This is a genomic window from Prevotella sp. P2-180 (assembly GCF_002251435.1).
Lineage (GTDB): Bacteria > Bacteroidota > Bacteroidia > Bacteroidales > Bacteroidaceae > Prevotella.
In genome coordinates this window covers 53993-73334 of the sequence record NZ_NPJI01000002.1, presented here as the reverse complement: position 1 = coordinate 73334, position 19342 = coordinate 53993, and the positions used below count along the sequence as shown (strand labels likewise).

The 19342-nt window shown below is 47.9% G+C and carries 20 protein-coding genes; 11 read left to right on the top strand and 9 right to left on the bottom strand.

Translation table 11 applies throughout. The features are described from left to right. Entirely contained in the window at window positions 1–1911 is a 1911-nt protein-coding gene (locus CIK98_RS00390) for a leucine-rich repeat protein (RefSeq protein WP_256387745.1), read from the bottom strand. 793 nt (window positions 1912–2704) lie between these two features. After that, window positions 2705–3616, bottom strand: a complete 912-nt coding sequence (locus CIK98_RS00385; protein ID WP_094382324.1) for an Abi family protein — start codon at window positions 3614–3616, stop codon at window positions 2705–2707. A gap of 1074 nt (window positions 3617–4690) precedes the next feature. On the opposite strand from CIK98_RS00385, the gene CIK98_RS00380 reads away from it, so the two are divergent. The 11 genes from CIK98_RS00380 (at window position 4691) to CIK98_RS00335 (ending at window position 12471) form a co-directional block, all read left to right on the top strand. After that, complete coding sequence (locus CIK98_RS00380; protein WP_094382323.1) at window positions 4691–6508, top strand: GLUG motif-containing protein; 1818 nt, start codon at window positions 4691–4693, stop codon at window positions 6506–6508. Between the two features lie 12 nt (window positions 6509–6520). Next, complete coding sequence (locus tag CIK98_RS18850; RefSeq protein ID WP_256387744.1) at window positions 6521–6652, top strand: hypothetical protein; 132 nt, start codon at window positions 6521–6523, stop codon at window positions 6650–6652. Between the two features lie 251 nt (window positions 6653–6903). Then, complete coding sequence (locus CIK98_RS00375; protein WP_172409752.1) at window positions 6904–7326, top strand: LytTR family DNA-binding domain-containing protein; 423 nt, start codon at window positions 6904–6906, stop codon at window positions 7324–7326. Between the two features lie 152 nt (window positions 7327–7478). Next, entirely contained in the window at window positions 7479–8204 is a 726-nt protein-coding gene (locus tag CIK98_RS00370; protein WP_094382321.1) for a hypothetical protein, read from the top strand. A 6-nt stretch (window positions 8205–8210) separates the two neighbouring features. Further along, entirely contained in the window at window positions 8211–9059 is an 849-nt protein-coding gene (locus CIK98_RS00365) for a DUF2589 domain-containing protein (protein WP_094382320.1), read from the top strand. A 23-nt stretch (window positions 9060–9082) separates the two neighbouring features. Beyond that, window positions 9083–9862 carry a hypothetical protein gene (locus tag CIK98_RS00360; protein WP_141210335.1) on the top strand — a complete coding sequence of 260 codons (780 nt, stop codon included), beginning with the start codon at window positions 9083–9085 and terminating at the stop codon, window positions 9860–9862. 42 nt (window positions 9863–9904) lie between these two features. Beyond that, a complete protein-coding gene (locus tag CIK98_RS00355) occupies window positions 9905–10525 on the top strand; it encodes a DUF2589 domain-containing protein (protein ID WP_094382318.1) in 621 nt (206 codons plus the stop codon). After that, window positions 10512–10751 carry a hypothetical protein gene (locus tag CIK98_RS00350; protein WP_253249591.1) on the top strand — a complete coding sequence of 80 codons (240 nt, stop codon included), beginning with the start codon at window positions 10512–10514 and terminating at the stop codon, window positions 10749–10751. The genes CIK98_RS00355 and CIK98_RS00350 overlap by 14 nt, the downstream gene beginning before the upstream one ends. Window position 10752: 1 nt before the next feature. Continuing rightward, window positions 10753–11259, top strand: coding sequence for a hypothetical protein (locus CIK98_RS00345; protein ID WP_094382316.1), 507 nt, complete (start codon window positions 10753–10755; stop codon window positions 11257–11259). 2 nt (window positions 11260–11261) lie between these two features. After that, on the top strand, window positions 11262–12053 hold the full coding sequence (locus CIK98_RS00340; RefSeq protein WP_094382315.1) for an N-acetylmuramidase family protein: 792 nt from the start codon (window positions 11262–11264) through the stop codon (window positions 12051–12053). Then, window positions 12013–12471, top strand: a complete 459-nt coding sequence (locus tag CIK98_RS00335; RefSeq protein WP_141210334.1) for a hypothetical protein — start codon at window positions 12013–12015, stop codon at window positions 12469–12471. Before CIK98_RS00340 ends, CIK98_RS00335 begins: the two co-directional genes overlap by 41 nt. A gap of 290 nt (window positions 12472–12761) precedes the next feature. Here the strand turns inward: CIK98_RS00335 and CIK98_RS00330 are convergent, their stop codons facing one another. The 7 genes from CIK98_RS00330 to CIK98_RS17815 form a co-directional block, all read right to left on the bottom strand. Continuing rightward, window positions 12762–13343, bottom strand: coding sequence for a DUF6291 domain-containing protein (locus CIK98_RS00330; protein WP_094382313.1), 582 nt, complete (start codon window positions 13341–13343; stop codon window positions 12762–12764). Between the two features lie 94 nt (window positions 13344–13437). Then, the gene (locus CIK98_RS00325) at window positions 13438–14508 is read right to left on the bottom strand and encodes an AAA family ATPase (RefSeq protein ID WP_094382312.1); all 1071 of its coding nucleotides are present in this window, start codon (window positions 14506–14508) and stop codon (window positions 13438–13440) included. Window positions 14509–14510: 2 nt separating this feature from the next. Next, window positions 14511–14885 (bottom strand): helix-turn-helix domain-containing protein, encoded by a 375-nt coding sequence (locus CIK98_RS00320; RefSeq protein ID WP_094382311.1) that lies wholly within the window; start codon window positions 14883–14885, stop codon window positions 14511–14513. 280 nt (window positions 14886–15165) lie between these two features. Further along, entirely contained in the window at window positions 15166–15942 is a 777-nt protein-coding gene (locus CIK98_RS00315; RefSeq protein WP_094382310.1) for a hypothetical protein, read from the bottom strand. A 224-nt stretch (window positions 15943–16166) separates the two neighbouring features. Then, on the bottom strand, window positions 16167–17297 hold the full coding sequence (locus CIK98_RS00310) for a site-specific integrase (RefSeq protein ID WP_094382309.1): 1131 nt from the start codon (window positions 17295–17297) through the stop codon (window positions 16167–16169). A 141-nt stretch (window positions 17298–17438) separates the two neighbouring features. Next, a complete protein-coding gene (locus CIK98_RS00305; RefSeq protein ID WP_094382308.1) occupies window positions 17439–18374 on the bottom strand; it encodes a helix-turn-helix domain-containing protein in 936 nt (311 codons plus the stop codon). A gap of 380 nt (window positions 18375–18754) precedes the next feature. Further along, entirely contained in the window at window positions 18755–19078 is a 324-nt protein-coding gene (locus CIK98_RS17815) for a leucine-rich repeat protein (protein ID WP_172409751.1), read from the bottom strand. Window positions 19079–19342 lie beyond the last annotated feature (264 nt).

Genomic DNA, 19342 nt, shown 5'->3' with positions numbered 1-19342 from the left:
TTAATTCAATTGTTCGTTTCCTTCGATTATGCCTTCGTTCACGCCAGTGTTCTCGGCATTAAGAATCATTACGGCTATAGTTGTGATGTCAGCTACTGACACAACACCATCACCGTTTGCGTCTGCTGCCGCCAAGTTGATGTTCGTCTTGTCGCCATCGAGGAGATACTGACCGATTGCCGTGATGTCAACAACTGATATAATGCCGTCGTTGTTGGCGTCGCCTATGATATAGTCGGTCACAGAGATACTACCCTTTACATAGTCAATCACTTTCTTTTCAGTGCCGTATGCCAGTTCCGCATTCTTCAGGATAACACCATATTCACCTGGCTCAATTCCCTCCGGCACATTTACCACAACCTTGGCTATCTCAATGTCGCCTTCAGGCATTGCTGTGTTGGTGGTTGAATAGCAGAGGAAGAATCTCGAACCGTCCTCCTTATCTGAGTTGTTGAATGTGTAGATATATTCATCGTCGTCATCCAAGCCCTTGATACCCTCACCTCTTGTGACGTTCTCGATGGTGAAGTTCTCGGGCAAAACTAAGTTAAACTGGAATCCTGCCACCTTCATCTCGTGCTTCATCTTCAGTGAGAGGGTGACGCTCTTGCCTGTGAGTGCCTTGGCATGATCCACATAGATAACGTCATCCATTGTAGTGATGTCGGTATTGGGACTTTCTTGCACAGTCACGTTGCAGGTTGCAGCGATGTCGGTGCCGTCGGTTGTCTTGACAGTGATAGTGGCAGAACCCAGGGCTATTGCCGTCACTTTTCCGTTCTCGTCAACAGTGGCAATCTCGGGATTGCTTGATGTCCACTCCACTGTGGGGGCGTCAGCTGTCTCGGGCAATACGGTGTATGTCAACTGATAGGTCTCGCCCTCATTCAATGTCAGTTCGGAGTTGTTGAGAGAAAGGTCCTCGGCAACCGAGCCAATGGCCTTGATGATAAGATCTTTCCAATATTTTGCATTTTTATATGCATCAACTGACTCTTTGGGGACAAATAGCAATATGTTGTATCGGCTATAAATAAAACTTGCAAAATTTGTAGATATTGGACTTGTTCTTAGACAAGTTATCTTTTTAAGATTACTGCAGCCTTCTAAAGCTCTACCTTCAATTGAACCAACAGAAGCCGGGATAGTTAATGATTCAACATCTTTACATAGAGAGAATGCATACTCTTCTATTTTTGTGATTGTGTTTGGAATCTCGTAATCGCTGCCCTTGGCATTGGGATACTGATACAATATTTGTTTTGTCTTGTTACACAATACTCCGTCAATGTCACAATAAGAAGGATTATTTGCATCAACTGTTATTGCTTTTAAAGCATAGCATCCAGAAAAAGCTTGGGTGCCGATTTTTGCAACAGAACTTGGTATATTGATGGATGTTAATCCTGACGATGCGAATGCGTTGTAATCAATAGATACCAAGGTGTTTGGCAAGGTAATAGATGTTAAGCTTGAACAACTGCTGAATGCATTGTTCTCGATAACAAGTAGCGATTCTCCCAAAACAATGGATGATAATATTGTGCAACCATGAAATGCAAACTCTTCAATTGTCTTAACCTTATTACCAATTGTTACTTTGGATAAATTGCTGCAGTATTCAAATGCATAAGATCCAATTACCTCTAATGAGTTACCGATTGTTACTTCTGACAGATTATTGCAATAAGCAAACGCATATCTTTCTAACTTTTTTACGCTGTTTGGTATGGTTAATGTAGTAATACTGTTATATTGAAATGAACCATTGCCGATTGTCTCTAATGATTCTGGTAAAGTCAATGCAGAAATATTGCATTGACTAAATGCGGATTGTCCAATAGAAATCAAAGAAGAGCCAAAATTAATGGCTGTCAGTTTTTGACAAGATGCGTATTTAGAAGTGATTGATTACCAATTATTTGCAGTTAATACGGTAGAAAAGTGAATTGGGTGTTATTTGTGGGTTTACGGAAAGTGAAGATTTAACGATTTTAACTTGCTTTTACGTGCAAATGTGCGGTTTGGATGACAAAATGAGGGAAGAGAAGAGAAATAAAAGGGATGCCGTGAAAAGAGAAAATAGGATGGGCTGCTGTTGTAACGATACCCATTCTCTTATATGGATATACAGACAACTTTACTTTATTATCTGTATATATATAAGAGGTATAAAGTCAAGTGGATTGTGAGGGATGGTGTCGGTTGAAACGAACCCATCTGCTTGTATAGAGTTTAGTGGATAACTTCACTTTATTGTCTGTATATATATAAGGGGTATAAAGTCAAGTGGATTGCGGATGATGGAGTACTTTGAAAGTACCCCATCTGCTTGTATAGAACTTGGTTGGCAACTTTACTTTATTATCTGTTATATATAAGAGGTATAAAGTCAAGTGATGCAAAGGGGATGGGTTGGTGAGGTGGCAGGTCTTTTCTTCTTTTCACGGCAAAAATTGTTTTCGATATGCGCTGATGAGGTGGGTACAAACCACCCCTTCGGGTATAAGAGTATATGGATAGACTATTTACCTGCATACTTATAAAGGTGGATATGGAGAATAATTTCGCAAATTACAAATCTCGCAAAATTGTCATCCGATAAAGATGCCTTGACTTTATTGACTGTATATATATAAGTGAATAAAGTCAAGTTGCGTTGGTGGCAGGTCTTTTCTTTTTTCGACAGTACCTTTCTTCGTTATCGGGTGCTCCACAATGGTTCGTTCTGCCAGTTGCCTGAGGGGAAGCCCAGTGCGCCGAGGTCAACTTCGGGATATTCTGTGAAGAGTGCCTGCATCTTGTCCAGCATATCATTTCCCGGAGATATGATATTGAGGAAGTACTTGATGATGCACATATCAAAATACACCCTTAATGGGTCTGTCTGAAGCAAAAGCCACGGACGTTTCATTCTTACAGGAATTGTTGCACGTATGGAGAAGACTCTATTCCAGATACGGGCATGGTGTCCGCATGAATTACGAGTGACAGCAACAATGGTTAGCCACGACTCAAATGGAGCAACCTGCAAGTCAAACGACTGTGATATTCGCTTCTTTAGTTTCTTGTTCTTTATATTTGCAAAAATATTGGTGACGACACCAAAGGGAAGGATTTCCATCAATATCCATGCCGGTGGATATGGATTGGAATAGGTCTCCTTGAAATGTGTTACAAATTCTTCCTTTGAGTGGTTCAGTTCGTCTTCTATCAGACGTATGGTTTTGTTGAATTTGGCGGGATTGGAGAAATTCCGCGCATCGGTCATCCAGAAAGCATCACCTGTCATCTCGCATCCATGATTCACGATTGCACATCTCACTGCCACTTCTATCTTCTCGATTTCATTGAAAAGCAACATACGCAGTTTCTTGTCGAAACGATAGAGTTTCAATGCTTTCTCAAATGATGCCCCGCTCTTAAATACATGGTTTTCTTTTGGAATCCGGAGAAGAGGATACATATAGGCAGATAAACGATAATAACCGATGTGGGACAAGTAATGCTGAGCCTTGCTTTCATCGGTTATTGACAGTCCTCTTGATTTCAAGATTTCTATTGACTCGCTCGGAGTCTTATAAGTTTTATTGAATATTGTCCTGTTTGTCATAAGTATAAAAAAAACGACCCGCACATTTGAGCATCGTTGAGAGGCTTGGCGGGTTCTCGTGGCGCAAAGGTACGACTTTTATTTGAGTTGTGCAAGAGTTTGGGGAGAAAAGTGATGATTTGACAGGTGTTTTTAACAGTTGTTGGGTGTTTGGACGTGCAAAATGCTGTGTTTACAAACCAAAGTGGGTGGATTACAAACCAGATTAGGGCATGTAGATGGATTGGTGCTAACTTTGGATAAGCAAAGCTGCATCTCGGCATAATTACCCAAGCAAGCTTGGCAAGTTCTGCTCTCGATTTGCATTTGCTTTGCATCGTCATTATGGACAAGTGCGAGGGCGGACTGCGAAGTGGATGCTGGCATTTACGAAGTTGGCTTGCATGGAAAGCGGAGAGGTGCTACCTTTGTAGCGTCGATGTCGGCAGGGCGGATCCTGAAAAGCCCAATAGTAAAGAGAGTAAGGAAAGAAAAGAATTAAGGTTCTATGAATAGAGAAGATTGTGGGGGACTTATGTCGTTCAGAGTTGAATTTGGTTGTATAGTGGCAAAGTTTGGCAGATATCATTGATATCTATTAAATTTGCATCCAAAAATGCGGAAGAAAGCCTGTTTCAACGTTAAACTGTCATAAATATGAATAAATTTCCGAGCATTTTGATGCTTATATGAGAGAAAATTCGTATCTTTGCAGCGCATCTTGGTATATTCACTCAACAATGAGTGATGCGCCACATTAAGAATTATGGGAATGAAGACAATAAAACATACAACAAAGACCAACCATAAACTCCTGAGTCTTAATGATTTAGGGAGGTATCGGCTTTACCGTAACGTCTTCATTCATACATAGATACAGAGCCTTCCGCAGGTGTCAGACAACGGCATCAGCGGAAGGCTTTGTGCGTTTCAGGCCTCCTGACGCAGATGTGTTGGCACACTGCCAATGATGCTGTTGGCAGGCAAATAGATGCCGCTTGGTGGATAATACTGCCGTATAGTGGTAAAATTTAGATGAGACATGTTACATGCCTAACTTTGCACAAAAAAGTAAATAACAAAAAGAAGTAAAATATGAAAAAGAAATTTACACAATTCAGATGGCTCGTCGCGATGCTTCTGCTCGTGACGGCAATGGCTATGCCTAAGATGGCATGGGCACAGGTTTCTACAAGGCAACCTGCTAATGGTGATGGAACTGCAGCGAATCCTTATCAGATTAAAATTGCTGAGGAATTGGCATGGTTTCGAGACTTTGTTAATGCGGGCCATAAAACAGCCTGCGCACGTCTGGAGGCAGACATTGACATGAGAACTGTATGCCATCCGGCTGATGAAAGTAATGGCGTGGCAGAACTGAGTTGGGAGCCTATTTCCAAGGAGGACACCTATTGGGAAGGTACTTTCGATGGTAACAACAAAACCATTTCCAACCTTTATATCAAAACTTCTTCAAAGTATTCCGGATTGTTTGGAGAAATATTGGTATTGGTTGATGTCAATTCCTCTATCAAGGATATAATATTTGAGAATGTCAAAATCACATCAACTAACGAATTTTCAGGTGTGCTCGCAGGTTATGCAAAGAAGACTGACATTAGTGGAATCACGGTGAACAGCGGTAGCATTAATGGAACTCATAATGTCGGGGGAATTGTGGGACTCTCTTATGACACTAATATATCAAACTGCGTCAACAGAATACCCATCGTAGGAAGTAATAACTATATTGGCGGCATTTGCGGTTACGCAACAGATATGTCAATCACCAACTGCGCTAACTATGGAGACGTGGAGGGATCTGTTAATATTGGCGGAATCGTTGGCTATATAGTAAATATAACATTAAATAATGTTTTTACGTCAGGCAATGTAACTTGTGGATCAACCAATCCAAATTGTGGTCTTGTCGTGGGATATGTAAATGAAAAATTGACCATACAGGGCCATGTCCTCTACAATAGCGATGCCAAGATATTTTACGATTCTGCGGAGCAAACTGTTCAAACGATCGGAGAGAAATATTATAAAGCAACTATAACAGGAGAAAGTAATATAGTGGGATTGAACTCGGAAAACCTGAAAACCGGCGAGGGTGCATGGATGCTTAATGGTCAGCAATCTACTGGCGCATGGGGACAGCAGCTCGCTACCGACGATTATCCTGTGCTCAGCGACTATAAGGTAATAAAGGCTGCCAAGGGCGACAAGGATAAAAACGGTAACGACACCTATTGGGCAACGTTCAGCAACTTGAACTCTGATGCAACACTCTTAGTTCCTTCACCACGCAATCTCACTGTTTACAATGCAACCGTAAGCAATGGAAAAATGACATTGAAAATGCGCACTGACAGCCAAGTGGCAAAGGAAGAAGGTGTACTGCTGAAGACCGACGGAGAGTATGTGAATGCGAAGGCAAATGCAACGGATGGTCTGAAAGCCGTGGATTATACTGATAACAACCTCGTGGAAACGCCTGCCACAGAGGAGACAATAAATGCAGAGACAGGATATAAACTCTATCGCCTCACATATAACAAAGTATCAACAATGGAAGGCCTCGGCTTCTATCTCGGTCTGGTGAAACATGCGGATGGCACAGTAATAAGCGATGATGGCTCTCAGCTCAAGGCCACTCCAGGCAAGGCATATCTCAAAGTATCTACTGAGGCTGCCACAACGACCGCCAATGCAGCGCCAGCACGAGGCTTCGTCTTCCCCGGCGATGACGATACAACTGGCATCGGAGAGATTGTCATAGAGGGTGATGCAGGTATCAGTGGCACTGCCAATGCCGATGGCCGCATCTACAACCTCCAGGGCCAGCAAGTGACTGCCCCCGTGAAGGGACTCTACATCAAGAACAACAAGAAAGTAATAATCAAATAAACAGATATCGACATGAAGAAAAATTATATTAAGCCAGAGATGAAGGTTTATGAAATTGAAACTCCACATTTATTGGCAGCTTCGGATTCTGAAACATTCAGTTTAAGAAATACAACCGAGGATAGCAACGATGAAATGTGGTAATATAGGATAAGTTTCTATTTCAATAACAGTTGGAGGCTGCAAGCGGCATAGTAAATGCCATTGCAGCCTCCAATGTGTTTGTAGGGAAATAGCCCCAACTACAAACCAAAAACAGCGAACTACAAACTAAAGTTGGCTATGGCATAAATAGTCGCTTGTTTTGCACTCCGAAAATAAAACAACAAGCGATTATGACAAAATTTGAGAAATTGATGCCTGTGTCACATATTGTCAGGGCATTTTGCAAAGCAATGAAAAGCCTCATTGAAGACGAGGTAGTGGTAAACGACATGGAGTGCCAACTGAAAGCAGAAATGGTGCGTGTGAGTGAGGAAATCCCAAGAATCATTTTCCTGAAAGGGAAGGAAGAGGATGTATGCATCATACCGAATGAAGTTGCATGGATAGAAGCTGATGGCAGTTATGTACGCTTCCACATGGCTAATGGCAGGAAGGTACTGATGAGCTGCAATCTGCAATCGGTATTGAACCAACTTTATGAGGTTGGAATAGACTACTTCGTTCGCATACATTACTCGCATGCCGTCAATCTGTATCATATCAAGTCTCGAAGTGGCAATGTCCTTTTTGTTGGGAGAAAGGATTTGGCAGTGAGTGACAAGTACAGAAAGGACTTTTCGAAGTACTATTGTGTGATACGCAAAAGACCATAAATATGCCCAACTACAAACCGAATACGGCAAACTACAAACCAGACTTTGCCTTTTTCTGATGTTGAGGTAACTTTGCACCGTCAACGTTGATAAAGGCGTGTCCTGAAAAGCCTAATAGTAAAGAGAGTAAGGGAATTATACAGTAACTCTATATGACAAAAGAAGAATTCTTAACGTACATTAAAACGTGCGAACCTAAAAAGTACAATTATAAGCAACTCCTGTCCAACTTGAAACTTACTGAAGTAGATGTGGACAATGATGAGGCTTTTATTGTTGATTTTCAAAATGCAGTTTTGTCACGCAATTCGCAGGATTGTTCTAAGGCTTTTTTACAAAATTACAGAGTACAATTTTGTGATAATACGAATAAAGTCGTGGTAGGTGACAACGATGTCCGAGATATTTCCAAATGGACAATAAGACATTATTCTGAGCAGCAATTTGATGTTCTCTTCTCTAAAATGAGTTTAGAGAAAAAGGGAATTACTACTAAAGGTAATACTGCTAAAAAAGATTGGCTTGTACTGGGTAATACAGGTAACACATTCTTCGTTCTTTGTTTCGACGGTACTCCTTTAGTAAAAAAAGGATTCCTTGACAATTGTAATTACTACTTTGAAATGGAGCTGAGTTCTGTACAAACGAAGGTATGGATTTCTGAAGACCTTCTGCCTCTCAATAATAAAACACCAAAAATATTGGGTGGAAATAATGGAGTATCACTTTTTAATCAACTATTTGAAATCCAAGATTTAAAACAGTTAAGAGGTCAAACATTTATCAGTACATTAAGTGCAATTTTTAATGATAGTATTGAGGTCAAGATTCCTTCTGCTGTTCAAACAAAGCCTGAATCATGGCATAAAATAAAGTAATCCATTATGGCAATAGACGCAACCCCTTCGCAAGTAGCAACCAGTGCGTTGCAGGCGATTCCCTTCGGCAGTATGATCGGAGGACCATTGAATGCATGTATCGAGGCGCAGGCCATGGCAGCGCAGACATCATGGCAGTTTATCCAGGAAGTGGGACTGAACACCAATCCCGAGACAGGACAGAAAGAGGCCGTGAACGTATCGTTCCAGTTTGTGCAGAACGGTCGCGTGGTACAGCTGAACGTGCCGCTGTTGACGATAGTGCCCATCCCGTACATCGCCATCCATGACATCGACATCAACTTCAAGGCCAACATCTCCGCCTCTTCATCCAACGTGTCGGAGCAGTCAACGAGTTCATCGACCGACGCAGCCCTCGAAGCCAGCGGCGGCCTGAGATTCGGACCGTTCCACATGAGCGCGAAGATGAATGCCAGCTATTCATCGAAGAAAGACTCCAGGGCGACGCAGGAATCGAAGTACAGCGTGGAATACACGATGGACGTGGCCGTGAAGGCAGGTCAGGAAAGCATGCCCGCCGGTCTCGCCAAGGTGCTCGAACTCCTCGGCAGTTCGCTCGACGTGTGCGACCCCGAGGGCACACTGGAGGTCAGCGCCCGCGACCTGACCCTGAAGGACGGCAAGGCACAGCTCATAGCCACCTACAAGAACAGCAAGGGCATCTTTGAGCCGAAGGCCATCAGTGTAGATGGCGGTGCATCGTCAACCGTGAGTGACAACAGCGTGATCATTGACTTCACCAGTGCCAACAAGTACACATTGAAGGCAGGCGGCAAGACGCTGACCGTGAACGTGTCAGCCGAAGCCCCATCGGCAAAGACGGCTGAGAAGTAACACACTAAAGACAGAGGAATCTTATGGCTCAGTTAAGTACGATTATCAGTTCCATCCTCCGCGACATGATAGTGGCGCAGCACGAGGCGAACATGTATGCCGTCTCCCTGGAGGAAATCTACAAGAAGAACGGCCGTCTGGAGCGCTTCTCCCTGCCCTCAGCCAACATCGGCGAGGTGGAGATGGAGCTTCGCTATGGAGTGACCGACGACTCGGCAAAAACAGAACAGTATGAGATAAACTATCCCATGCTCAGGCAGTTGTCGGTGGAAGTGAGCCGCAAGCTTGCCCGAACCGCTTTGGGCAGCGTGCTGCCCGTGCTGCAGTCGGCCTTTGCCACAGACACTTCAGAGGAAACCGAAGGCATGCGCAGGCTGGTTGGCGACATGGCGACACAAAACAAATTCTGTGCTTACCTTGGCCGTAAGATTCTGAAGTCAATGCAGCAGGCCTTCACCCGACTCATCAACGAGGACGGCACCGTGAACGAGCAGGTACTGACACACTGCACTCTCGCCACCTGTGAAGAGGAGATACTCCGCCACGAGGAACTCCTGTCGCTGCTCGACATGACGGGAGGCGGGGCTGTGAGGGAGAAGGCGCAGACGGAACTTGAATCATCAGTGAGGGACATGATGCCCAAGATACTGAAGGACGTGAACATCAAGCGCAAGCGTCTGATGCCGTCGGTGGATGTCACAGTGAACTCGCAGGAGCTGTCAGCCCTGCCCGACGAGTGCGTCCACAGCATCAAGTTCCGTATCTCTCCCGACAACATCCGCCTGTTCACGGATGACATGTAGCACACCATTCATTGCAGTATCCACCTATAATGACAACATACTATGCAGACAGACAAAGACAAGAAACACGTCAGCAGCCAGGTAATGGAGCTAAAAGACCTGATATCGGGCCCGCTGGTAGCCACCATCGACGCTGACTCCATATCCTCACGGCGATACCTGAATTACCTGCTCGACCTGACCTTCGAGTCATACGACCGCAAGACCGGAAAGGCAGGCAAGATGCGCACGCTCGACTTCACCTACCAGACACAGGACGTGGGCGGTCCGCATACACAGCGCATCAGCATACCGCTGCTCACCCTCGTTCCCCTTCCCCTGCTCCAGGTGAAAGAGGCTGACTTTGATTTCGACATACAGATTGTTGACGCTCTGAGCGCAGACAAGGATGCCGCCTTCTCGCTTAAGAACGGCTCGTCGCCTGAAGAGGAAGAAAGTACGGAAGGAGTAAAGCTCCGCGTGTCGATGGCGCAAGCCAGCCGCGAAGGCAAGACGACGGAAGGCGTTCGCAAGTCGCTCACCGCCAACATGAAAGTGAAGGTAAGGATGCAGCAGGCCGACATGCCAGGAGGTCTCTCTAACCTGCTGCACCTCACCACGAGCAACGTGCAGAGCGAATCGGTTGACGAAACGGAGGGAAAGGAGGTGAATGATGGGCAATAACCAGAGACAGGGACAGACACCCGGAATGCCTTGCCCCCAATGTGGACAGTTCATCCCCACCACGGTGACGGAACTGCTGGTGTCGAGCAGCCTCTGCTGCCCGCACTGCGGACTGCGCCTTTCCATCGACAGGGCGAAGAGCATGAAAGCCATGCAGGCACTCGCCAAGGTGGAGGCAGCCCAGCGGAGAGTGGAGAAGACGAGCAAGTTCAACGGCAGATACTGACATGAGGGCAACACTGAGGTCAATCCTCCAGACGCTGCGCAGATGGCTTTTGCCGAAAAGGAGCGACAGAGAAACAGAGAGTGGGACACCCGAACCGAAGCCGGAAGAAGAACAAAAGTCCCCAGAGGCTCTGCCCGACTCAGTAACTATCGTCAACGACATCCTCCGACAGATAGAGACGGCGGAAAAAGATGACGGCAAGAAGACGAGACGGAATCCCGGGAAGGAAGAGTGGAGGATATTTCAGACAGACTTCATCTATGCCTACCACTTCCTGCTAAACCTTCCCTATGTCAGCCACGAAAGAATGCAAAACAGGGTAAGGGCTGGCATCATAACCTTTATCCTGCCGCTTGCAGACGGCTGCATCGCTGAACTGACAGACAACAGCAGACGCATTAAGGCTGACGGGGTGATTCGCGTCAGAGACGGCAGCAGGGAAATCATCAGGGTGCTGTTTGTGGAAGGGCAGGCAGGAACCATACAATCATCAACAAAGAAAGAATAACTATGCAGACATTGAAGAAAGGATCATCCGGCAAGGATGTGGAACAGTTGCAGTCGCTGCTCATGGAGCGTGGCTACGAGATAGAGGCTGACGGCATCTTCGGCAAGGCGACCGAAGATGCAGTGTGCAGGGAACAGGAGAAAGGCGGCATCGCAGCCGACGGCATCGTGGGACAGCGCACATGGGAACTGCTGACAGGCGGCGGTGAAGCCCCGTGGAGACTGACAGCCGCCGACTATGCCCATGCGGCAGAGATGCTCGGGGTGGAAACGGCAGCCATAAGGGCTGTGCTTGAAGTGGAGACGGGCAACAAGGGCGGATTCCTCGCCCAGGGCAAGCCCACAATATTGTTTGAGGGACATGTCTTCTGGAAGCAGCTGTCGCAGCATGGCATAGACCCGGCAAGGTGGCAGAAGGGCAACGAGGACATACTCTATCAGAAATGGACGAAGGAGCACTACAAGGGCGGCATGAAAGAATATGACCGTCTGGAGCGGGCAAGGGCAATCCACCGTGAGGCGGCTGACTCGTCGGCAAGCTGGGGACTGGCTCAGATAATGGGCTTCAACCATGTCGTATGCGGATGCAGGAGCGTGGGAGAGTTTGTCGCCGCCATGGAGGAAAGCGAGGGCAAACAGCTTGAACTCTTTGTGAGGTTCATCGAAGGCAACAAATGGGACAAGTATCTCAGGGCACTCGACTGGAAAGAGTTCGCACGCCATTACAACGGACCGTCATACGCGCAGAACCAGTATGACAAGAGACTTGCCGCAGCTTATGAGAAGTATAGGTGAGGCATTCCTGCTTGTTGGGATTCTGACCATGGTAATGGCAGGGTGCAGGCATTCCGCGCCACTTCCAAAAGCACAGGAGCCAAGGGAGGCGATAAGGGAAATTCTCTTCAAGGACGGCAGGCTGATAGGTCAGCCCCTCTCTGTCCGCCAGCCTGACGTGCGTGTGGTAAGAGTGGAGTCGGTACAGGAAGCCGACTCCATCTTCCATGCCATGTGCCTTGGGCAAAAGGTGATAGTCAGGATGTACAAAGGTGATGAATGTCAGACATGCTATCTGCCACCCCATTACGGCGGCAGTCTTCACTATCATCACATCCCGCTGTCCGGTTGGAGACTGGCAGGGACGGTGCTTGTCAGCAGTCCACGGCTCAACGGATGGGGCGTGAAGGAGATAAGGTTTGTGGAGACGGTGAAATGAGGTGTGTGGTGTGTATATCGTTCTGTCCACAGCTTGCTGTATTGTGTGGTCAGCCTCCCGACGCTCCGAGAGCGGGAGGGGTATTAGGCTACCCCTCCTATGCGATATTTGTACAATGGGCAAGCCCAACGCTGGCAAGCAAATGGCAAGAGCAGGAATGCGGTGTACGCTGCGCGTCCTGTCTCTTGCCATGATTGTTTTACCGATTATTGATGGCTAACTGCTAAAAATGGAGGCATCCGCAAGTGGCAAAAGCACTATTCCGGTCAAAGACAGCCCTGCCGGATATGTCAGTCATGTGTGCCGGATTGCTTCTCCCATGGTCTGGCGGTAAGATATTGGCGCAGATAGCCGAGTTCTTCCGCTCCATCGGGATTGTTCCTTAACTTGCAGACATAGCCAATGGCTTCCTTTCTCGCCCTTTCGTCAAGCGACTCCCACAGCACCTGCGATTCCCTCAGGCAGGAGTCGAGTGAGTCAATCTTGGGATAGATTGCCGCCATTCGCTCAAAGGGCGTGCTTTCCGTAGCGACTGGCTGCGGTTCGCTGCCTTCATAGGGAATGGCAGCGGAATCGCTTTCCATGGGTGCTTGGTCTGTCGGCTGCATCGTCTTCGCCGCCCTTTGCTTCTGTCTGTTCCTCCCCTTTGCGTTTTCCTTGTTCACGATGCGCCTTTTCTCTTCCGAGTCGGTCTGCATGTCGATTTGCTTTCTGAACAGGGAGAACAGAGCCATCAGTATGGAGTTGCTCCATTTCGGCAGTGTACCGTCGTGCGCATAGCAGGCGATAGCCTTTGCCATCTGTCCCGCTTCCTTGTCTTCCATTTGCGCCAATGTGTGGAAGATGTCTTCTGAGAAAACCAGTCTCTTCATGTTTACTTCTTTTTTATGTTTCACTTTATAAAATACTTTTATGTATGCCCCTGGAATAAAGTCAAGTCAGCCTTTGACCTTGTCTCAAAGGCGTTCAATAGTGAGCCTCAGGATTGGCGATATACTTCCTCTTGTCGTCCTGCAGCACCATTCGCTTGTTGCGCAGGAAGGTGACCACACTCACCGCCTTGTTGTAGTTGATTTTCACACCCTCCTCCAGATAAGCGTCTTGCAGGGCATGGCAGAACCCGTCATAGTCGTAGCTGGGACTGGCGGCGAATACCCGTTCCAGCACATTGATATGGATCTGGGCGGGGATTTCCCTGTAAGGGTCGAAAGGCTCTTTCTTCGGTCTGCCCACGCTGGCGGCAGAGGGTGTGTAGCCGGCCACGAGTTCCGGCATCGCATCGTCGTTGATGCGGAAAGCGAACGGCTCGAAGTCCATGCTGCGTATGTGGACAGCCTCGACCACGCTGACGCTGCTGTCCGCCTTGTCCTTCTCCACCTGCATGACCGTCTCTGCCTTGTTGTTCAGCTCCGTACCCACATGCCCACGGGCGTTGTCGTCCGACTTGTTCTGATGGAGGATGGTGTGCAGGTGCAGCTGGTACTCGTCCGTCCACTGCATCAACTTGGAGATGACGCGGGACGACTCCGCAGGGGAGTTGATGTCGTGGATGAGGTCGCGCACACCGTCGATGATTACAAGGCCGAGGTGTTCCGTGTTCCTGATGGCTACATCGATGATGGCGAGGCGTTCCTCCGGCGTGTTCTTCCTGAGGGCAAGGAACTGCAGACGGCTGCAGTCCTTGTCTTCGGGCAGACCTGCCAGGCGAAGGATGCGCTTCATCACCTTCTGGCAGTGGTAAGTGCTCTGTTCCGTATCGACATAGAGGATGTTGCCCTTGTTTTCCGGGAATGAGGCTGTGTAGCATAGCACGGGGTGGTCGCACAGGGCGGCGGCGACAATGGCGGAGAGGTTGAAGGTCTTCTTGCTCTTCGCCTTGCCCGTGGATGCGCTGAAGTTGCCGAGTGTGGCGATGCAGACACCCTTGACCATGATGACCTCCGGCTGCCGCTCGCATTCCGTCTCCACGCTGAGCATTGCCTTCTTCCACAGGCTGACAGCCACGTCATGGCTGATTTCCTTAACATTGTTCTCCATACTCACCAAGTCCTGTTGTTTGGTTTTCGCCTGTTGGAAGCAAGCACGGCGGCATTCTGTTCCTCATCGCTCAGCGGCACGGGATTCCTGCGGCTGCACTCCAGCCACTTGTCAAGCTCGTCCTGATAGAGGACATAGCGCTTGCCTGGCTTGGTGGCAGGGATGGTGCCGTTACCCAGTTTCATGTAGAGGGTTCGGAGCGGTATCTTCAGATATTCCGCTGCTTCCTCCACCGACATGGGACGGTGGGTGTTCTCCTTGCACTGTACGTTCTCTTCTTGCAGACGGCTGAGCATCTGCCTCATGCCGACAACCTCATCCCGAAGCTCGGCGACGACCCGCGGAAGGTCGTTGAATGTGATGTTTGAATAGTCCATAAAAAATGGCGGCTCATTTGAGAACCGTGGTGCAAAGGAACTGAATGATATGCCTGTGATACAGATTGTTGATGACAATCGGCGGATAATCATTGAATAATTGCACTATTAAGGAACAAGGGGTAAAAAAGAGGGGATAAGAGGGAGGAAAGACATAAAAAGCTTGTGTCGTACTGCAACCAATAAGCAATACAGGACACTATGGCATGTAACGAAAAAGGGAAGCCCCGAAGAGCCTCCCTGTGTCCAAGTTGAATGTATTAGGGTAAGATGGTGGTGGTTAGAAGTGAAAAACGTTATTGCTGGTTGGTTTAGGTCTGTCAAGCTTGATATGTCCATTGTCGGGATAGCTGGAAAGGCTTGCTTTCAGCGAATCAATCTCGATGCCCGCCAGTTCATTGGGGAACAGCTTCTTGATGAACTTGGCCTGTATATCCCCGGTATATCCGTTGTCAAAGCCGAGCCTCACGGCGATGTTCCAGACGAAATGCTTGAAGGAGATGGTCTTAAGCCTGTCATTTAGGTCAACCGTCCACTTCAGTTCCGCAGGCTGTGGAATATAGTTAGGGTCATCGCACCATGCGCGGATTTCACCACGGATATGGTCAATCTCGGGCATTCCCATAAAAGGTGACATCACCCTGCCCACATAGTCCATGATGGAATCCACAAGCTGCCGGTGCTCTTCCTGCTTCCTGCGCTCAAAGTCGTAACAATGCGCCTTGTACTCTTCCATAGTTATGGGCGGCACAGCCTGGACAGGAGGCTGGGAGGTTTGCTTGGCTGCTGTCGTGTCCGTCTCTTCCGTGTTTGACAGAGGTTTCCTTGATTGCCAGATTCTCATGAGGTCAAGAGGCAGGTACTGGAACAGGAGCAGATAAAGCATCCACAGCAGGACGTTACTGCCAAGGAAGGACACTGCGGTTACAAACGTGCTTCCTGCAAAGTCAGAGGCGACCTTGCAGGAGAGGATGAGCGACACGGCGAGGATGGCTGTGCCGGGGAGACCGTAGATAAGGCAGGTCTCTTTGCTGATAAGCGTATTCAGATTTCTCATATTATTCTATTTTTTTAATTGTGATACATTGACTGCGGTCTTCTTGTTTCTTGCGTCAGTTGCGCATTGCTGACGATTATTTCAGTGCAAAGTTACTTAGGCTGGACGGTTGTATGCGCAGAAAGTAGCAAATATCTGCCGTTATTTATGACAAATTAGCAAATAGTCCGATTTCATACTTGAAAATCAGACTTAAACCGTGTGTGCGAAAGCAAATTACGGCATCAGGGATGCTCTTCTTTGCGCTTTATCGTGATGCGGTTTGCGGCATCCTTCTTCCTGCTGTCAACACTGTCAAGATACTGCTGCGTGGTGGAGATGTTCTTGTGTCCGACAAGCTCCTTCACGGTATTGACATCCGTGCCTGCATGAAGCTGGAGCGAGCAGAAGGTGTGGCGGCTTGAATGGTAGGTGATGTGCTTGGTGATGCCCGCAGCCTTCACCCACCTTTTCAGCGGTGCCTGCGTCATGCTGTCCTTGAAGCCGCGGAAGACTATCCCCTCCCTTATCCCGTCGTCTATCAGTGCCAGTGCCTCTTCTCCTATCGGGTTGTGGACAATCTGGTCGGTCTTCTGCATGCGGTCGGTGATGTAGAGCGTGCCGTCGGCTTCGGGCTGTATCAGCTCCCATGAGAACGGCTTGACATCGCTCTTCCTCAGTCCCGTGAGGCAGGAGAAGAGGAAGGCGGTCCTCAGGATGGGCACATCGCAGGGGGTCTCCGCCAGCTGGATGAGTTCTTCGGCTGACAGTCCCACCCTGTCGGTCGGGATGGTCTTGACACGCTCCAGATAGGGGCATGGATTCTCCTTTATCTTCCTGTCACGGTGGGCGGCATGGAGCGTGCCGAGGAAGGCTGACCAGTAGCTGGCGATGGTGTTGGTGTGCAGCTTGCGGTTGGTGTGGACAGCCTGGCTCGTGTTGCGCAGGTATTCGAGGAACTTGTTGCACATCTCAACGGTGACTTCGGCAAAGGTGCATTTGCCGCCCGTGAAACTGCTGAAATGACGGAAGGCGTGCTCGTAGCGCGAGTTCTTCTTGGCGGCATGCTTCCTGAAGTAGTCGATGAAGCTGCCGTTCAGCTTGTTCTTGTCGAAGAACTCGTATCGCTCGTTCACTATCTCCTCGTAGCGGCGGCATCGCAGGGCTTCGGCCTTCTCCGACATGCGGGCGTTGTAGTCCTTCTCGCGCTGCGTCTTAGGATGTGCGTAGATGTAGATGCCGAGCGACTCATGGCGCATCACCTTGTTGGTGGTCTCGTCACGGTAGCCGGGGTAGTAGTCGAGGAAGTAGGACAGCATCTTGCCGCCCTTGATTTTCCGTGTGTAAAGGTTCACGGTCTTACAGATATTACTCATAGTTGTTCTTTATGATTATTGATGAATATTACAGGGTGGAGACCTTCTCCACGGTGCAAAGGAACTGAATGATATGCCGTTGATGACGGTTATTGACGATAATTATCAGAAAAACGTATTATCAACGAAAAATGGAGGAAACTACAGTCCCTTGGCTGCTCTTTCTGCCATTGCACGCTCCACATCGGCACGGAGAAGCAGATTCTTCACGCCTACTTTTCTCTTCTCTATGCCATGCACTTTGGTGATGTGGTGGATGTTTGCCTTGGATAGTCCATAACTCTCAGATACCTCGTCCACGGTGCAGTAGCGGTCATCAGCCAGCATGTCCGTCTGCCGCAGCTCTGCAAGATGCGTCCTTGAATAGTAAACGATGCCGAACTCCCTCTTGGTAGGGATGCGGTGGCGGTAGGCGTAGGCATGGACAGCGGTGGCACTCATCCCGAACTCATCAAAAGCCTGTTCTTTCGTAAGCCAGTCAGTGATGGAGGCGATGTCTGCCGTCAGTCCGAGGCATTCCTCCACGTGACTCTTGCTGTAGTAGTTCCTGCCGCCAATCCTGCAAATGGGGATTTGGTTGCGTTTGGCGGATGTGTAGAGCCATGACGGCTTCACCTTGTAGTTGGCAATGATCTCTTCTCCTGAAATGTAGGTCATCGGTTCATTGCTGGCAGTCTCTGCTTCCTGCTTCCTTAGCTTCCTGCTGGAATTCGTGGGTTTCGGTCTGTTGCCGAACACCACCTTATTATATGGGTTGCCTTCCAGCATGGACTCGATGTCGGCACGGCGAATGATTGCCATGCGGCTGCTGATGCGTGAGGCTTTCAGCTTGCCCTGATTCACGAGCTTATAAACGTACTGGCGCGAGCATCCCATGAGGATAGCCGCCCTGGAAAAAGTGAGGTACTCCTGCTGTCTCAGTCCTACAACAGGTTCCGCTGCCCTTAGGAAATCCTCATGCCTTTTCTTTCTCTCTTTCTTTGCCTCATCGGCACAGCCGACAGAGCAGTACTTCTGCACTCCGCTGTAGGCAGTGAACTCCCTGCCGCAGCATGCACATCGTCTTGTCTTCTTCATTCTTTCCCTTTTGTTAGAGGTTATACACTGATGTATCTCGTGTGCGTTTGCTCTTGGCCCTGCAACACGTCTATCGGGGAGTGAACGGAAGTCAACTATTGTTGCCTGTTGTCAACTGATTCAACATCTGTGGCATTCCTGACGTGTCAGGTAGATTCCTGTCTCTGTTTGTGAACCGTTGTCAACCCATGTCAACTGACTGTGATTTCGAGGCAAAAATAAAGCCTCGCACATTCTCCGCGGTAGAAATACGTTGCAAAATTATACGGAAAATGTCGAAGCACCAAAAAACAACTGAAAAGTGTTAAAAAGGAAATATAGCTGATATTCAGCGTTTTATCTGCAATTGTTTCTCGTTGTATGCAGGTGGTTACATATATCTAATTACAGTAATAAAAGGAACTTTTACCAATACTTTTTACGCTGTTGGATAATGTCACTGATGTCAGCTTTGACAAATTGTAAAACGCATTGTCTCCAATGCTTGTCACCGCATAATCAACCCCTTCGACAGCAATTTTTTCAGGGATTGTGACAAAGTAAAGACCAGAATAGTCTCCTTTAATCACGCTCGCCTCTTTTGTCTCGGTGTCGATTTCATACTTAAGGTCGCCGACAATGGCCTCAACCTTTTCAGCACTCACTCCCATTGCCGATGCCAATAGCATCGCAATGATGAACGTCCTAAACTTTAGTTGTTTCATAAATGAATAAAAATTGGGCGGAACTGTTCGTGACCTTTCCGTCCACTGGGCATCGCCAAACGCCTCACACAAGGAAAAGCACGAACAGTTCACGCCCAACATAGGACGTGAACCTTCGTCAGCTTGTTCTCTTGTGCTATTGAATTTTGGCGATTTCAGTGGACAAGATACAAGGACAAAGTCCATATATAAATATGTCATGACCTCGGGCCAGAGGACTTTTCCCCCTTAATGAAGTCACTGAATATAAAAGTCAGCTACATA

What these genes read in the sequence shown, in the direction of transcription:
- CIK98_RS00360 (WP_141210335.1), top strand. Translation starts at nt 9,083, where the DNA reads ATGGCTCAGTTAAGTACGATTATCAGTTCCATCCTCCGCGACATGATA.
- CIK98_RS00355 (WP_094382318.1), top strand. Translation starts at nt 9,905, where the DNA reads ATGCAGACAGACAAAGACAAGAAACACGTCAGCAGCCAGGTAATGGAG.
- CIK98_RS00330 (WP_094382313.1), bottom strand. Translation starts at nt 13,343, where the DNA reads ATGAAGAGACTGGTTTTCTCAGAAGACATCTTCCACACATTGGCGCAA.
- CIK98_RS00370 (WP_094382321.1), top strand. Translation starts at nt 7,479, where the DNA reads ATGACAAAAGAAGAATTCTTAACGTACATTAAAACGTGCGAACCTAAA.
- CIK98_RS00380 (WP_094382323.1), top strand. Translation starts at nt 4,691, where the DNA reads ATGAAAAAGAAATTTACACAATTCAGATGGCTCGTCGCGATGCTTCTG.
- CIK98_RS00305 (WP_094382308.1), bottom strand. Translation starts at nt 18,374, where the DNA reads ATGAAGAAGACAAGACGATGTGCATGCTGCGGCAGGGAGTTCACTGCC.
- CIK98_RS00375 (WP_172409752.1), top strand. Translation starts at nt 6,904, where the DNA reads ATGAAAAGCCTCATTGAAGACGAGGTAGTGGTAAACGACATGGAGTGC.
- CIK98_RS18850 (WP_256387744.1), top strand. Translation starts at nt 6,521, where the DNA reads ATGAAGAAAAATTATATTAAGCCAGAGATGAAGGTTTATGAAATTGAA.
- CIK98_RS00315 (WP_094382310.1), bottom strand. Translation starts at nt 15,942, where the DNA reads ATGAGAAATCTGAATACGCTTATCAGCAAAGAGACCTGCCTTATCTAC.
- CIK98_RS00335 (WP_141210334.1), top strand. Translation starts at nt 12,013, where the DNA reads ATGACAAGAGACTTGCCGCAGCTTATGAGAAGTATAGGTGAGGCATTC.
- CIK98_RS00310 (WP_094382309.1), bottom strand. Translation starts at nt 17,297, where the DNA reads ATGAGTAATATCTGTAAGACCGTGAACCTTTACACACGGAAAATCAAG.
- CIK98_RS00345 (WP_094382316.1), top strand. Translation starts at nt 10,753, where the DNA reads ATGAGGGCAACACTGAGGTCAATCCTCCAGACGCTGCGCAGATGGCTT.
- CIK98_RS00320 (WP_094382311.1), bottom strand. Translation starts at nt 14,885, where the DNA reads ATGGACTATTCAAACATCACATTCAACGACCTTCCGCGGGTCGTCGCC.
- CIK98_RS00385 (WP_094382324.1), bottom strand. Translation starts at nt 3,616, where the DNA reads ATGACAAACAGGACAATATTCAATAAAACTTATAAGACTCCGAGCGAG.
- CIK98_RS00365 (WP_094382320.1), top strand. Translation starts at nt 8,211, where the DNA reads ATGGCAATAGACGCAACCCCTTCGCAAGTAGCAACCAGTGCGTTGCAG.
- CIK98_RS00350 (WP_253249591.1), top strand. Translation starts at nt 10,512, where the DNA reads ATGATGGGCAATAACCAGAGACAGGGACAGACACCCGGAATGCCTTGC.
- CIK98_RS00325 (WP_094382312.1), bottom strand. Translation starts at nt 14,508, where the DNA reads ATGGAGAACAATGTTAAGGAAATCAGCCATGACGTGGCTGTCAGCCTG.
- CIK98_RS00340 (WP_094382315.1), top strand. Translation starts at nt 11,262, where the DNA reads ATGCAGACATTGAAGAAAGGATCATCCGGCAAGGATGTGGAACAGTTG.
- CIK98_RS17815 (WP_172409751.1), bottom strand. Translation starts at nt 19,078, where the DNA reads ATGAAACAACTAAAGTTTAGGACGTTCATCATTGCGATGCTATTGGCA.